Origin of the sequence: Bradyrhizobium sp. Bra78 (genome assembly GCF_024519855.1) — a bacterium.
Lineage (GTDB): Bacteria > Pseudomonadota > Alphaproteobacteria > Rhizobiales > Xanthobacteraceae > Bradyrhizobium > Bradyrhizobium japonicum_G.
The window spans coordinates 34,784-49,561 of record NZ_JALJRE010000006.1; the positions used below are offsets into that span (position 1 = coordinate 34,784).

Genomic DNA, 14,778 nt, shown 5'->3' on the forward strand with positions numbered 1-14,778 from the left:
GTCAGCGTCCCTCCCGCGACAGGCGCGGGTTGAGCGCGTCGTTGAGGCCTTCGCCGATCAAATTGAGGCCGAGCACCGAGATCAGGATGGCGATGCCCGGAAACACCGTGATCCACCAGGCCTGGCGGATTACGGTGCGGCCGGCACCGACCATGTAGCCCCAGGAGATCAGATTGGGATCGCCGAGGCCGAGGAACGACAGCGAGGATTCCAGCAGGATCGCGGTCGCCACCATCAGCGACGCCAGCACGATTACCGGCGACAGCGCGTTGGGCAGGATCTCGCGCAGGATGATCCAGGCGTTGCTCTGGCCGGTGACCACGGCGGCCTGGACGTATTCGCGCGTGCGCAGCGACAGCACCTCGCCGCGCACGAGGCGGGCAACCGGCGGCCAGCTCACCACGGCGATCGAGGCCACGATCGAATAGATCGAGGGCTGCAGGATGGCGACCAGCACGATCGCGAGCGCGAAACTCGGAATGGTCTGGAAAAACTCGGTGAAGCGCATCAGGGCGTCGTCGACCTTGCCGCCGAAATAGCCGGCCATGGCGCCGATCGGCACGCCCACGACCAGCGCCACCAGGGTGGAGACCAGGCCCACCAGCAGTGAAACGCGTGCGCCAAAGATCACGCCGGCGAACACGTCGCGGCCGAGCGCATCGGTACCGAGCGGTACGGTCGAGAGCGTGAACGGCGGCAGGAACGGCCGCTGCACCATGCGCCAGGGCGAGTTCGGGAACAGCATCGGTCCGAACACCGCGACTCCGATCGCGAGCAGCAGGATGACGAGCCCGATGACGCCGCTCGGGCTCTTCAGCATCGATTTCCAGAACTGTTTCATGAGGTGAATTCGATGCGCGGGTCGACCAGGCGATAGACCAGGTCGGTGATGAGGTTGAAGGTCAGGACCATGGCGGAGCAGATCACGAACACACCGAGCAGCAGATTGTAGTCCCGCTGCAGCAGTGCGTCGTACATCAGGCGTCCGATGCCGGGCCAGGCGAACACGGTCTCCGTAATGACGGCGCCGCCGATCAGCGTGCCGGAATGGACGCCGGCGAGCGTCACGACCGGCAGCAGCGCGTTGCGCAGCACATGGCGGCGCTGGATCACGGCATCGGAAAGGCCCTTCGCGCGCGCGGTCTTGACGAAGTCGAGCCGTTTCACCTCCAGCATCGAGGCTCGCGTCATGCGGGTGTAGGTCGCCATGAAGAACAGGCCGAGCGTCATCGCCGGCATGATCAGATGTTTGGCGACGTCGACCACATGGCCAAGGCCGGAGAAATTGGCGCCGACCGTCTCGTAGCCGAAGCTGGGCAGCCAATCCATGGTGACCGAGAACAGCAGGATGCCCATCAGCGCCACCCAGAAGATAGGCATGGCGTAGAAGACCAGCGCGAAGATCGTGATCGCGGTGTCGAGCCAGGTCCCGGCAAAGCGCGCCGCGAAGGTGCCGAACAGGATGCCGAGCACCAGCGAGATCGCGAAGGCCGTCAGCGTGAGCAGGAGCGTCGCCGGCAACCGCTCCAGGATCAGCTTCGACACCGGCGCCTGCTGGCGGAAGGAGAAGCCGAGGTCGAGTGTCACGATGCCCTTGACGTAGATGAAGAGCTGCTCGGGTACAGGCTTGTCGAGGCCGAACTTCTCCCTGAGCTGCTGGACGAAGATCTGGTCGCTGGCCCCGGCCTCGCCCGCCATCACGACGGCGGGGTCGCCGGGCGCAAGCCGGATCAGGAAGAAATTGAGAACGACGATCGCGAGCAGGACGATCACGCCCTTCACGACACGCTGAGCGACGAAGGAGAGCATAATTAGATGGCGATCAGATCAGGTTGAACGCAGCCGCAATCGCGGTGCGCTCCCTCCCCCGCTGGCGGGAGAGGGCAGGGGAGAGGGTATTTCCGCAGAGAGGACGCCGAGTGGAGAGAGCTCTCTCCCGCCGCGCTCTGCGAGCGCGTCGACCTCCCCCGCATGCGAGGGAGGTGAAGCAAGCGTGCGGCGCGAATCATCGCTACTTGTCGAGCCATGCGTCCTTGAAACCGTCATTGACGCCGATGCCGGTGGTGATCAGGTTCTTGACCTTGCAGCGCATGATGGTTGGGAATTGCAATTCGAGCATCCAGGCCACCGGCACGTCCTCGACCAGGATCTTCTGCGCCTTCTCGTAGATCTCCTCGCGCTTGGAATCCGAGGTCGCGACGGCGCCATCGGCGAACAGCTTGTCGATCTCCGGGTTGGAGTAGCCCTCGACATTGTTGAACACCTGGCCCTTGGCGATGGCGCTGGAGACGTAGTTGCGCCCGACACCGAGGGCTGGATCGCCGTACTGGTAGAGATATGTGAAGGCGATGTCGTAGTCCCAGTCGCCGATCTTCTGGTTGCCGCCGGCAACGTCGGTGGCGATCGTCTCGATGTTCATGCCGACGTCCTGGAGGTTCTGCTTCACGGCTTCACCCCAGCGCTGCCAGGTCTCGCCATAGGCGAGCGGCAGCAGGCGGATCTTCTCGCCCTTGTAGCCGGCCTCCTTCAGCAGCGCCTTGGCCTTGGCCGGATCGTACGGATATTTCGGCACGTCGGCGGTGTAGTACTTGATGCTCGAGGCGGACGGGCCGGTCGCGACCTTGCCGAGCCCGTTCCAGATCACGTCCTTGGCGAAATCCCGGTCGATCGCATACATGATCGCCTGCCGCACCCGCTTGTCGGCGAGCGGGCCCTGGCGGTTGTTGAGCCACAGCCAGGCCAGCGGCGAGAAGAACTCCCAGCCGGCGCCGGTGACGCAAGTGTCCTTCAGCTTGGACAGCCGCGGCACGTCGAAGTTCTCGACCGAGCCGCCGGGCAGCACGTCGACCTTGCCGGTCTCGTAGGCCACCGAGCGCGCCGCAGCGTCGGGGATGATCTGCCAGTAGATCTCGTCGATATAGGGCTTGCCCTTTTCGTAATAGTTCGGGTTCTTGACCAGGCGAATGAACGAGCCCTTCTGCCATTCCTTGAACATGAAGGGACCGGTGCCCACCGGCGCGTTGTTGTAAGGGTTGGTCTTCCAGTCGGTGCCTTCATACAGATGCTTGGGCACCATCGGCATCGAGCCGACCTCGAAGATGCCGAGGAACGGGCCGAACGGCTGCTTCAGTGTGAACACCACCGTGTAATCGTCGGGCGCTTCGATCTTGTCGACCTGCGCGAGGTTGTTGCGGGCACGCGCATGCGTTTGCTTCAGCATCTCGACCGAGAACAGCACGTCGGCGGCGGTGAAGGGCTTGCCGTCATGCCAGGTCACGCCCTTCCTGAGCTTGAATGTGTAGGTTTTCGCGTCCTCGCTGACGCTCCAGCTCTCGGCGAGCTCCGGCTGCGGTTCGAGCTTCGGGCTGTAGCGAAGCAGGCCTTCGAAGATGTTGCCCGCCACCATCTGCACCGGGCCGTTCTGGACCATCGCCAGCATCAGGCCGGGCGGCTCGGGCTGGATCACGGCGTTGATCACACCCCCCGTTTTTGGCTCTTGCGCCAGCGCCGAGGCCGTGAGGCCGCAAGCCAGGAGAAGACCAAGCAACACTCGTTTTGGCATGTCGTATCTTTCTCAAACGAGGCCGGCCGCAAGCGCTTCGCACGTTGTGGCGCGCAAAGCTACGGCCGGCCCATCCCAGTCCCCATCCGAGATCGAGGCTCACATAGTCCCGTTCGGCGCCGCAAGATGAAAGTCTCGACAGTGTTCGCACAAAAAATGTACAGCGCGTCCTGTTTTCACTTGATTCATTCTCCTGTCACGGAGACAAGTCCGCCATGGACAATGCCACGCGCTCCGAACGGTCCCGCAACGCTGCGCTCGATGCGGCGACCAGGATCATTGCGCGCGACGGGCCCGGCCGGCTGACGCTCGATGCCATCGCGCGCGAGAGCGGTCTGAGCAAGGGCGGCGTCATGCACCAGTTCCGCACCAAGGAGGCCGTGCTCAAGGCGCTCCTGGAGCGGCAGATGGATCATTTCGAGGAGTTCTCGCTCCGTTATATGGCGAAGGTCAGTGGGACCTCGGCCAATCCCCACCTGGCGACGCAGCTTGCCACCGTACGCGAAGCGGCCACGTCGCCGAATTCCGCAGCGCTGGCGCTTGTTGCGGCCATGGTCGAAAATCCCGGTCTGATGGTGCTGCCGCGCGAGCGTGAGTTGAAGCGGGTGGAGGCGATCAAGGCGGAGGCCGCCGATCCCGAGCTCGCGCTGTTGCGCTGGGCCGCGGCGCGGGGACTGTTGTTGAGCTCGCTGTTCGGCATGTCGCCGCTTGGCAAGGACGAGCACCAGCGGCTGTTCGCGCGCCTGCTCGATGACGATCAGTGGCGTCCTCTCGAAAAGGCGGCGAAGGTCCGCACGGCCAAGTCCGGCGCAGCGCCGGCGGCAAAGGCCGCAACCCCGCGCAAGCGCGCCTGATACATCGTTAACGAATTCCGACCGGCGCCTGCCCAAAACCGCGCCTGCGGCCAAAGGTGCCAGACCGTCATTTTCGCACTTTACAAACCAACTGGTCGGTTTTATAAGCGGAAACACTGAGACGGCCCAAGGCTTCTGAAATGGCCCCGGACGATGCCTTGGGCCGGCAATGGTGAGCGCCGCAGCCGCGTCTGGTCCCAAAACGCGGCTGCGGTCCCCATAGCCCTTGCTGAAAGCCGCTAGAGGAGTCTGGAATGGATCGCTCGATCGCCCTGCGCGGTCCGGGAATGCTGGTGCTTTGCGCGGCCGCGGCCGGCTGCGCCTCGGTCGCGCCCGTGCCCTATTCGGAGATGGCGTCCTCGGCCTACATGGCCCCGGACAAATCGGACGCCTCCGGCCGCGTGCCCTACCGCTATTCCACCCAGGTGGACTGGCGCGCGTACCATAAGGTGATCCTCGATCCCGTCGTGGTCTACCGCGGCAAGGATCACCAGTTCGGCGACATGTCCGACAAGGACAAGGCGACGCTCGCCGCCTACATGCAGAATTCATTCGCCGAGCGGCTGCGCGGCCGTTTCGCGTTGGTGCGCGAGCGCGGACCGAACACGCTGCGGATCAGGCTGACGCTCACCGGCGCCGTCACCAACACGCCGGTGCTCGGCACGCTCTCACGCTTCGACCTCGCCGGCGCCGTCTACAACGGCGTGCAGGCCGCGCGCGACGGTGAGGGGACGATGACCGGCTCGGTCGTCTACGGCGTCGAGATCTTCGACGCCACGACCTCGCGCCTGCTCTCGGCCTACGTCACCAAGCAATACCCGGGCGCCTACGACATCAAGGCTACGGCCGGCTCGCTCGCCGCCGCCACCGCCGGCCTCGACAAGGGCGCCGACGCGCTGATGGCGCAACTCAACTGACGCCGCAATCCACCCAACGAAAGGTGCTGCCGATGAACTTCTTGCTTCGCTTCGTGCTGCGCGTCGCGATCACCGTCGTGATGATGATCATCGGCGGCCGCGCCGGCGCTGCCGCGCCCACTGATCCAAGCGGCACCTGGCTGGTCGAGGACGGCCGCGCCCGCATTCGGCTCGAACGCTGCGGTCCGTCGCGCGAGCGCATCTGCGGCTTCATCGTCTGGATGAAGGAGCCGGCCGACAAGCGCGGCCAGCCTTATCGCGACAAGGAAAACCCTGATGCAGACAAGCGCGCCCGCGCGCTGCTCGGCCACCAGCTCATCATGGGCCTGCAGGCGACGGCAGAGGGGCGGTTTGCCGGCGACATCTACAATGCCGAGGACGGCAAGTTCTACTCGGTCTCGCTGTGGCGCGAATCCCCCGACCGCCTCAAGCTCAAGGGATGCCTGATCAAGTTCCTGTGCCAGACCCAGACCTGGCAGCAGACTCTCGACGTCCAGCCCGGCCAGCTGGTCGGCCTGACCGGCGATCTCAACGGCCCCCGCGCCGACAAGGAATGGGCGCAAGTGCCGGCACCGAAGCCGGTACAGGCGAAGGGGAAGTAGTCTTCACGACGATCGCAGCGCCCGCCGCAACTCATCGAGGGCGTCTGCGAGTTGCTCGCGGTGCGCGATGTCATCCTTGGGGAGGGCAGCGACGCTGCCTGCGAGCTCGCGCAGGATGCTGGCGAGCAGGCCGAAGTTGATGTGCAGATGCACCGACTTGCGTTCGTCGGCCGCGCCCGGATGTTGCAGCACCAGCGCGACGCCGCTCCCGTCGAGCCGTGCCTCGAACCGCGATGAGTGCTCGAAGGTGCCGACATAGAACTTGTCGGGATATTCGAGCGCGATCTCTGCCTTGTCGGGAACCGGACGGGACATGTGAACCTCATCGATGCCTCTCATTTTGGCCGGGAATAAACCGGGCCGCCTTGCGATAGGTCAGAGGCGTCCGCTTCCGGATTTGATCCGGATCAAAGCCAAGTCGCCGTTTCTGCGATCGAGTGGCAACTGGCCGGACGCCGCGTTGCGTGCCCTGGTTCTTTCAGCCGTGAGACGATCGATGGATATGCAGGCCACGACTATCCCTGCGGGCGACGACAGCGGCCCGGACGTCGTCGCGCCGGAGCCGGATGAGGGCGTGCAGCGCTGCCTGCAATTGCTGGGCGATGCCGGTCTGCGCCCGACGCGCCAGCGCCTGGCGCTCGGCCAATTGCTGTTCCTGCGCGGCCACCGGCACGTCACCGCCGAGGGACTCCATGAAGAGGCGATGGCGGCGAACGCGTACCTGTCGCTCGCGACCGTCTACAACACGCTGAACCAGTTCACCGAAGCCGGCCTGTTGCGCCGGATCGCCGCCGACGGCATCAAGTCGTTCTTCGACACCGATACGTCCGTGCACCCGCACTTCTACCTCGAAGGCGAGGATCTGCTGGTCGACGTCGCCGACGGTCTGACCTTCACCAAGCTGCCCGAGGCGCTTCCCGGCCACGAGATCGCGCGGCTCGACGTCATCGTCCATCTGCGCCGGAAGCGCGCGACGTAGGGGCGGCAGGACGATGTTCTAGCGTAATCCGGCCCGCCGGAATCCCTCCAGATAGTGCTCCCGATCGGCCTCATTGGCCCACGGCAATTGCGTCGCGATCCAATGCAGCGAAATGCCCGGCTGGGTACGGCGGAGCTCGTCCAGCGCCGTCTCCGCAAGCATCCCGTCGCCGGTCATGCCGGCTGAAACCGCGAGCACGCGGTAAGCGCCGGTGAGATCGCCGCGGTGGCGGATCGCCTCGCGCGCGAGCGTGATGGCTTCGTCATAGCGCCGCTCGGTGAAGCGCGCGTAGCCGGCAATGCCGTAGTAGATCGCCAGCGACGGATCGCGCGGTGAGAGCCGGATCGCTCTTTGTGCTGCGTCGAACGATTCGCTTGATCGCCCGGCGTAGGACAGCGCCAGGGCGTAATAGCCCTGCGCCAGCGAGAAATTCGGGTTGAGCGCGAGCGCCTGCTCGAACTCGGATAACGCGTCGGAAAGCCTGCGCGTCGAGAAAAAGACGCTGCCGAGCGCGGCATGCGCCCAGGCATCCTCGTGGTCGCAGCGCACCGCGGCGAGCGCGGCAGCCTCTGCGATCGGCACCGTCGTGGCAAGCTCCGCCCAGCCGAGATGTACGCCGAACATGTGGCTTGCCGCGAGCACCGAGAGCGCCTGGCCGTAGTTCGAGTCGATGGCAATGGCGCGTTCGAGCAAGGTCTGTGCGGCCGCGTGATCCTGTCGCGTCACCCGCCAGTAATGCGACAGGGCGCGCATCAACAGGTCCCAGGCGTCAAGGCTTGCGGGAGGCTTACGGTCGGCGCGAAAATTCTCCGCCGCATGGATCTGCGGCTCGATCGCCGCGACGATCGCGTTGGTGATGTCGTCCTGCACGGCGAAGACGTCGCCGAGCTCGCGGTCGTAGCGTTCGGCCCAGAGATGACTGCCGGTGGTGGCGTCGTTGAGCTGTGCGGTGATGCGCACGCGATTGTCCGCCTTGCGCACGCTGCCTTCGACGATGTAACGGACGCCGAGCTCCTCGGCGATCTGCCTGATATGGACCGAGCGTCCCTTGTAGGTGAAGGACGAGTTGCGGGCGATCACCATGAACCAGCGTTGCTTCGATAGCGCCGTGAGAATGTCCTCGCTGATCCCGTCGCCGAAATATTCCTGCGCGGGATCGCCGCTCATGTTCTCGAAAGCGAGCACCGCGATCGCCGGCCGGTCGGTCACGACCCGTGAGGGAGCAGGGCCGGGTTCCTCTGGCGCAAGAGTTGTTGCCCCATCTTCCCGGGCTTCGCCGACGAAACGGAAGCCCTTGCGCGGAATGGTCTTGATCAGCCGCTGCGTTGCGCCGTCGTCGCCAAGCGCCTTGCGCGCGGCGTTGATCCGGCTGTTCAGCGCGGAGTCCGAGACGATGCGGTCGCTCCAGATCTCGCTGATCAGGTCATCCTTGCTGACCACACGGGCACGCTGCGCGACGAGGTAGAGCAGGAGATCGAACACCTGCGGCTGGAGGGGCACGGGGGTGCCGCCGCAGGTCAGCTCCCGCAGATCGCCGTCGAGCACGTTGTTTTCAAAGAGAAATCGCACGTTTCTGTCGTCTCAAGCAAAAATCAAAGTCGTCTCAGGCGAAAATCAACCATCCGCGAAAGCATGGGGACCTCCGAACCGGCATGGTGAGAAGACCAAATAGTGCCGATGCCTCGGCACAACGGAGCGTTCTATGACCCAATTTGAACATCAGGTTTATTCCATCGGCCCGGAGGTTGCGGGCTCACGCATTTTCAAGTTCATCGCCTTTCTATACGGAATTGCGGCATATCTCGTGTTTTTCGTCACTATTCTCTACGCCATCGGCTTCGTCATGGGGCTGGTGGTGCCGAAGACCATCGACACCGGAACCGACACGCCGACGGCCGAGGCCGTCATCATCAACCTGCTGCTGATGGCATTGTTTGCCGTTCAGCACAGCGTGATGGCGCGCCGGCAGTTCAAGGCGTGGTGGACGCAATTCGTCCCCAAGCCGGTCGAGCGCAGCACTTATGTGCTGTTTGCGAGCCTGTCATTGCTGCTCCTGTTCTGGCAATGGCGTCCGCTGCCATCGGTCATATGGGATGTCGGAAATCCGGATCTTGCCGTGACGGTGGTCACGCTGTCCTTCGCGGGCTGGATCCTGGTGTTCACCTCGACGTTCATCATCAATCACTTCGAGCTGTTCGGATTGCACCAGGTCACCAATCATCTCGTCGGCAAGGAGGAGACGCCGCCACGCTTCAAGACGCCGCTGCTCTACAAGTTCGTCCGCCATCCGATTTATCTCGGTTTCATCGTCGCGTTCTGGGCGGCGCCGGTCATGACCGCAGGCCATCTGCTGTTCGCGGCCGTGACCACGCTCTACATCTTCGTCGGCATCGCGCTGGAGGAGCATGACCTCGTCGATCTCTTCGGCGACGAGTACCGGCAGTACAAACAACGGGTGTCGATGCTTATTCCCTGGCGCAGATCGATATAGCGCTCGCGTCGTTCCGTCGCGTCCGCCGAAAGGAGGATGCGCGGCGGAACGATGACGCGTAACGGACCTTGCCGGACTGCAGTCTTCACGTCCATCGGGGTGATTCCCCCCTCATCCCGACGCCTCTCCCCGCATCCGCTTTGCCGAGTTATCGGCGGACAGGAGCGGGGAGAGGAATTCAACCCTTCATCAACGGAGACGACCCAATGAAACATGTCGGAAATTGCTTCTGTGGCGCGGTCACGATCGAGGTCACGGGTGCGCCGGAGGCGATGGGCTATTGCCATTGCCGTTCCTGCCGCTCGTGGTCGGGCGGCCCGGTTAACGCATTCAGCCTTTGGAAGCCCGAGGCCGTGCGCATCACCGAAGGCGCTCAGAACGTCGAGACGTTTGCCAAGACGCCGCTCAGCCAGCGCAAATATTGCCGGAAGTGCGGCGGCCATCTCATGACGAACCACCCGCCACTCGGCCTGGTCGACGTCTTCACCGCCACGATCCCCACGCTCGCATTCGCGCCCGGCGTCCACGTCAACTACGCCGAGACGGTTCTGCCGATGCGCGACGGCCTGCCCAAGCTGAAGGATTTTCCGGCCGAGTTCGGCGGCAGCGGCGAGATGATGCAGGAATAGACTTTCTTCGCCTCTCCCCGCAAGCGCACTGCAAGCGGGGAGAGGGAGAAGTCGTTCACATCCCCGCGCGCCGAAACCCTTCCAGATAATGCGCGCGATCCTCGTCCCGCAGCATGGGCAGCTCGCGCGTGATCCAGGCGAGCGAAATGCCGGGTTGGGCGCGGCGCAGGCCTTCCAGCGCCGCAGCCGAGAGCGCGGTGTCCCCCGACATGCCGGCGGCGGCCGTCAGCACGCGATGTGCGCCGACGAAATCGGCGCGTTGTCGCATCGATTCCCGCGCCATCTGCACGGCTCCTTCGTAGTCGCGGCCTATGAATCGAGCATAGGCGGAAACGCCGCAATAGATCGCCGCGAGCGGGTCGCGAGGGCTCAGCCGCAGCGCGCGGCGCGCGGCGGCATCGCCGTCCTGCCACCGCCCCGCGTAGCACAACGTCACGCCATAGAAGGCGTGCGCCATCGCAAAATTCGGGTTGAGCTGCAGCGCCAGTTCGAACTCCGCCAGCGCGTCATCGAAGCGGCGGCGGAAAAGATAAGCATAGGCGAGGCCGTGATGGGCCCAGGCATCCTCGCGATCAGCCTCCACCGCGGCGAGCGCCGCGCGTTCGGCGAGCGGCACGGTCGCAGCCATGTCGGCCCAGCCCATATGCGCGCCGAAGATATGGCTGGTCGCGAGCAGGCCGAGCGCCTTGCCATAGGCGGGGTCGATCGCGACCGCCTTTTCGAGCAGGTCCTGCGCGGCGGCATTGTCCTCGCGGGTGATGCGCCAGTAACGCGACAACGCGCGCATCACGAGGTCCCAGGCATCCAGGCTGCCCGGTGGCTTCTGCTGGGCGCGAAAACTCTCGGCCGTATAGAGCTGCGGCTCGATCGCGGCGACGATCGCCTCGGTGATTTCGTCCTGCACGGCGAAGACGTCGGCAAGCTCGCGATCGTAGCGTTCGGCCCAGAGATGGCTGCCGGTCGAGACGTCGTTGAGCTGGGCCGAGATACGCAGGCGCTCGCCGCTCCGCCTCACGCTGCCTTCGACCACGTACCGCACCCCGAGCTCGCGCGCGACGTCGTGCATGTGCACGGCGCGGCCCTTGTAGACGAAGGAGGAATTGCGCGCGACGACGAAGAACCAGCGAAGTTTCGACAGCGCGGTGATGATGTCCTCGCTGATGCCGTCGGAAAAGTAATCCTGCTCGCGGTCGCCGCTCATGTTGGTGAAGGGCAGGACCGCGATTGCGGGCCGGTCGGGCAACGCGAGCATGGACTGAGTCTGCGCGACGCGGCCAAGATCCGAGGCGACCGCCCCAAGCTGCGTCTGGACATTGCCGACGAAACGAAAGCCTTTGCGGGCGATGGTGCGGATCAGCGCCTGGCTTGCGCCGCTGTCGCCGATCGCCTTGCGTGCCGCATTGATGCGGCTGGTCAGCGTGGATTCGGAGACACTGCGCCCATGCCAGATCTTGTCGATCAGCTCGTCCTTGCTCACCACCCGGTCGCGGTTTTCCATGAGATGGACGACGAGATCGAAGACCTGTGGCTCCACGGCAATGGGAACCTGCTCGCGGCTCAGCTCGCGCAGGTCGGTGTCGAGGAGATGATCCCGGAACAGAAACTGCACGTCGAAAACTCAGACCTCACAATAGGTTCGGCAATGATGAAATCAAAATGGATTTCGACACGAAGTCTGTGAGTCTAACGAGAGGTCTGCCCGGTTCACCACGATCGCGTGATGGCAGCCATGCGGTTTTCGGAGGGAAATACAACCGCGACGAGAATGCGACGATTTGAGCCGGATGGCCGCGGGCTACGTACCGGATCGGATCTTCCTGTTCTTGCCGCCGTCACCCTGAGGTGGCCGCTTTCTTCAGCGGCCACCCCGGGATGACGGAGCTGACAACTCGACACGCGCCTGCGAGAGCATCGCACACCACTGAGTGTGCGCCGAACACTGAATGTCCTTTGCCGAACAGGGTGGCCTGCGTAAGCTACCCTTCATACAACACCAACCACGAAGAAACGCCCATGCCCGCTTTTTCCGCCGCGACCACCGTGATCGATTCCATGCTGTTCCGCGATGCCTTCGGCACGCCGCAGATGCGGGAGATATTTTCCGATGTCGCGACGCTCGCGCGCTATGCCGAGGTCGAGGTGGCGCTGGCGAAGGCGGAGGCGAAGTGCGGCGTGATTCCGCAGGAAGCCGCCGATCAGATCGCGGCGCGGACCGACGTTGCCGCGCTCGATTTCGATCTGCTGCGCCAGGAGACCGACGTGGTCGGCTACCCCATCCTTCCGCTCGTGCATCAGATGGTGAAGCAATGCGGCGATGCCGGCCGCTATGTGCATTGGGGCGCGACCACGCAGGACATCATGGACACCGCCGTGGTGCTGCAATTGCGCGCCGGGCTGGATATCGTCGCGCACGACATCGCCGAGCTGCGCAGGATCCTCGCCGAGCTCTCGAAGCGCTACCGCGACACGCCGATGGCGGGCCGCACCCATCTCCAGCAGGCGCTGCCGGTCACCTTCGGCTACAAGACCGCGATCTGGCTCGCGATGTTCGATCGCCATGCCGAGCGTCTGGCGCAATTGAAGCCGCGCGTCCTGGTCGGCCAGTTCGCCGGCGCTGCCGGAACGCTGGCCTCGCTCGGCGACAAGGGCTTCGAGGTGCAGGAGGCGCTCTGCGCCGAGCTGAAGCTCGGCGTTCCCGCCTCGACCTGGCATGTCGCTCGCGACGGCTTTGCCGAGGCCGTGAACTTCCTCGCGCTCGTCACTGGCTCGCTCGGCAAGATCGCGCTCGACGTCATGATCATGGCTTCGACTGAATTCGCAGAGGTCTACGAGCCCTTCGTCAAGGGGCGCGGCGCCTCCTCGACCATGCCGCAGAAACGCAACCCGATCTCCTCGGAACTGATGCTCGCCGCGTCCAAGGCGGTGCGCCAGCACGCCGGACTCATGCTGGATGCCATGGTGCAGGATTTCGAGCGCGCCACCGGCCCCTGGCACGCCGAATGGATGGCGATCCCCGAAAGCTTCGTGCTGACCGCCGGCGCCCTGCACCAGGCGAAGTTCGCGCTCGCAGGCCTCGTCGTGGACGAAACAAAGATGAACGACAATCTCGCCATCAGTCGCGGCCTGATCGTGGCCGAAGCTGTCATGATGGGGCTCGCGCCGCAGATCGGGCGGCAGGAAGCGCATGACGTGGTCTATGACGCTTGCAGGCTCGCCAACGAGAAGGGTCTGACGCTGGCGGACGCGCTCTCGTCCGACGCCCGCGTCTCTGTCAGGATCGACCGTGCCGGGATCGAGGCGCTTACTTCACCGAAAAATTACCTCGGCCTTGCTCCCGCCATGGTCGACCGGGTGCTGAAATCGGCAACGCGTTGAAAACCAAAATGCGTGAAACTGCGTATCTCTCCGTGCCGCAAGGTGCTCGCGCACTTGCGCCTTGCGATGCTAGACTTAAATTGGACGAGAGAGCTTCGGCAGAGGACCCCGCATGACTGATCACCGCAATTCCACCACTCCCATCGATCCTGCGAAGCTCGACCGGCTGGCCGAGGTGGCGGTGAAGGTGGGCCTGGGCTTGCGGCCGGGCCAGGATCTGCTCTTGACGGCGCCCGCGATCGCGTTGCCGCTGGTGCGACGGATCGCCGTGCATGCCTACAAGGCCGGCGCCGGCATCGTGACGCCGATTCTCTCCGACGAGGAGATGACGCTGGCGCGCTATCGCCACGGCCACGACAACAGCTTCGATCGCGCCGCCAACTGGCTCTACGAGGGCATGGCCAAGGCGTTCTCGGACAACACCGCGCGGCTCGCCATCGTCGGCGACAATCCGATGCTGCTGTCGGGCGAGGATCCGTCCAAGGTGGCGCGAGCCAGCAAGGCCAATTCGATGGCCTATCAGCCGGCGCTGGAAAAAATCGTCAATTTCGACACCAACTGGAACATCATCGCCTATCCGAGCCCGTCCTGGGCCAGGCAGGTATTTCCCAACGATCCCGAAGACGTCGCGATCGGCAAGCTCGCCGATGCGATCTTCGCGGCTTCGCGCGTCGATCGCGAGGACGCGATGGGCAACTGGGCGAGCCACAATGCGGTGCTGCGCGAGCGCACCAACTGGCTCAACGGCCAGCGTTTTCGCGCGCTCCAATACGCAGGTCCCGGCATCGACCTCACCATCGGGCTTGCCGACGGGCACGAGTGGGAGGGCGGCGCCTCGCTGTCCAAGAACGGCATCAGCTGCAACGCCAACATCCCGACCGAAGAGGTTTTCACCACGCCGCATTGCCGTCGCGTCTACGGCCATGTCGTGAGCTCGAAGCCGTTGTCCTACCAGGGCACGCTGATCGACAACATCGCGGTGCGCTTCGAGGACGGCAGGATCGTCGATGCCAAGGCCTCGCGCGGTGCGGAGGTGCTGAACAAGGTGCTCGACACCGACGAGGGCGCGCGGCGTCTCGGGGAAGTGGCGCTGGTGCCGCATTCCTCGCCGATCTCGCAGAGCGGGCTGCTGTTCTACAACACGCTGTTCGACGAGAACGCGGCATCTCACATCGCGCTCGGCCAGTGCTATTCGAAGTGCTTCGTCAACGGCGCCCAGCTCACGCCGCAGCAGATCGCGGCGCAAGGCGGCAACCAGAGCCTCATCCATATCGACTGGATGATCGGCTCGGCCGAGACCGACATCGACGGCATTCTTGCCGACGGCAGCAAGGTGCCGGTATTCCGCAAGGGCGAGTGGGCGAAGTAG

General features: G+C 64.4%; 14 protein-coding genes. 8 read left to right on the forward strand and 6 right to left on the reverse strand.

The window, feature by feature from the left end; genetic code table 11:
* Position 1: 1 nt before the first annotated feature.
* The 3 genes from OC450_RS15295 to OC450_RS15305 all read right to left on the reverse strand — a co-directional run bounded on the left by OC450_RS15295 (position 2) and on the right by OC450_RS15305 (position 3,562).
* Positions 2 to 841, reverse strand: a complete 840-nt coding sequence (locus tag OC450_RS15295) for an ABC transporter permease (protein ID WP_262048223.1) — start codon at positions 839 to 841, stop codon at positions 2 to 4.
* Entirely contained in the window at positions 838 to 1,809 is a 972-nt protein-coding gene (locus OC450_RS15300; RefSeq protein WP_211381916.1) for an ABC transporter permease, read from the reverse strand. Before OC450_RS15300 ends, OC450_RS15295 begins: the two co-directional genes overlap by 4 nt.
* A 202-nt stretch (positions 1,810 to 2,011) precedes the next feature.
* The gene (locus tag OC450_RS15305; RefSeq protein WP_211381917.1) at positions 2,012 to 3,562 is read right to left on the reverse strand and encodes an ABC transporter substrate-binding protein; all 1,551 of its coding nucleotides are present in this window, start codon (positions 3,560 to 3,562) and stop codon (positions 2,012 to 2,014) included.
* A gap of 215 nt (positions 3,563 to 3,777) precedes the next feature.
* Here OC450_RS15305 and OC450_RS15310 point away from each other — a divergent pair, with 215 nt between their 5' ends.
* From OC450_RS15310 to OC450_RS15320, 3 genes are all read left to right on the forward strand, one after another.
* On the forward strand, positions 3,778 to 4,416 hold the full coding sequence (locus tag OC450_RS15310) for a TetR/AcrR family transcriptional regulator (protein ID WP_211381918.1): 639 nt from the start codon (positions 3,778 to 3,780) through the stop codon (positions 4,414 to 4,416).
* Positions 4,417 to 4,670: 254 nt separating this feature from the next.
* Positions 4,671 to 5,333 carry a DUF3313 domain-containing protein gene (locus tag OC450_RS15315; protein WP_211381919.1) on the forward strand — a complete coding sequence of 221 codons (663 nt, stop codon included), beginning with the start codon at positions 4,671 to 4,673 and terminating at the stop codon, positions 5,331 to 5,333.
* A gap of 32 nt (positions 5,334 to 5,365) precedes the next feature.
* The gene (locus OC450_RS15320; protein WP_211381920.1) at positions 5,366 to 5,935 is read left to right on the forward strand and encodes a DUF2147 domain-containing protein; all 570 of its coding nucleotides are present in this window, start codon (positions 5,366 to 5,368) and stop codon (positions 5,933 to 5,935) included.
* 3 nt (positions 5,936 to 5,938) lie between these two features.
* On the opposite strand, the gene OC450_RS15325 is transcribed toward OC450_RS15320, so the two are convergent.
* A complete protein-coding gene (locus OC450_RS15325; protein WP_256805567.1) occupies positions 5,939 to 6,250 on the reverse strand; it encodes a hypothetical protein in 312 nt (103 codons plus the stop codon).
* Between the two features lie 181 nt (positions 6,251 to 6,431).
* Between OC450_RS15325 and irr the strand changes: the two genes are divergently transcribed.
* Positions 6,432 to 6,914: a Fur family transcriptional regulator Irr gene (irr, locus tag OC450_RS15330; RefSeq protein WP_256805568.1), complete on the forward strand. Its 483-nt coding sequence runs from the start codon at positions 6,432 to 6,434 to the stop codon at positions 6,912 to 6,914.
* An 18-nt stretch (positions 6,915 to 6,932) separates the two neighbouring features.
* Here irr and OC450_RS15335 read toward each other — a convergent pair whose 3' ends face one another.
* Entirely contained in the window at positions 6,933 to 8,483 is a 1,551-nt protein-coding gene (locus OC450_RS15335; RefSeq protein WP_211381922.1) for a winged helix-turn-helix domain-containing tetratricopeptide repeat protein, read from the reverse strand.
* Positions 8,484 to 8,616: 133 nt separating this feature from the next.
* Here OC450_RS15335 and mddA point away from each other — a divergent pair, with 133 nt between their 5' ends.
* Complete coding sequence (gene mddA, locus OC450_RS15340; protein ID WP_211381923.1) at positions 8,617 to 9,405, forward strand: methanethiol S-methyltransferase; 789 nt, start codon at positions 8,617 to 8,619, stop codon at positions 9,403 to 9,405.
* 206 nt (positions 9,406 to 9,611) lie between these two features.
* Positions 9,612 to 10,034 (forward strand): GFA family protein, encoded by a 423-nt coding sequence (locus OC450_RS15345; protein WP_211381924.1) that lies wholly within the window; start codon positions 9,612 to 9,614, stop codon positions 10,032 to 10,034.
* 55 nt (positions 10,035 to 10,089) lie between these two features.
* Here the strand turns inward: OC450_RS15345 and OC450_RS15350 are convergent, their stop codons facing one another.
* Positions 10,090 to 11,643: a winged helix-turn-helix domain-containing tetratricopeptide repeat protein gene (locus tag OC450_RS15350; protein WP_211381925.1), complete on the reverse strand. Its 1,554-nt coding sequence runs from the start codon at positions 11,641 to 11,643 to the stop codon at positions 10,090 to 10,092.
* Positions 11,644 to 12,047: 404 nt separating this feature from the next.
* On the opposite strand from OC450_RS15350, the gene pcaB reads away from it, so the two are divergent.
* Together pcaB and OC450_RS15360 are read left to right on the forward strand one after the other, a co-directional pair.
* The gene (gene pcaB / locus OC450_RS15355) at positions 12,048 to 13,409 is read left to right on the forward strand and encodes a 3-carboxy-cis,cis-muconate cycloisomerase (RefSeq protein ID WP_211381926.1); all 1,362 of its coding nucleotides are present in this window, start codon (positions 12,048 to 12,050) and stop codon (positions 13,407 to 13,409) included.
* 112 nt (positions 13,410 to 13,521) lie between these two features.
* Positions 13,522 to 14,778, forward strand: a complete 1,257-nt coding sequence (locus tag OC450_RS15360) for an aminopeptidase (RefSeq protein ID WP_211381927.1) — start codon at positions 13,522 to 13,524, stop codon at positions 14,776 to 14,778.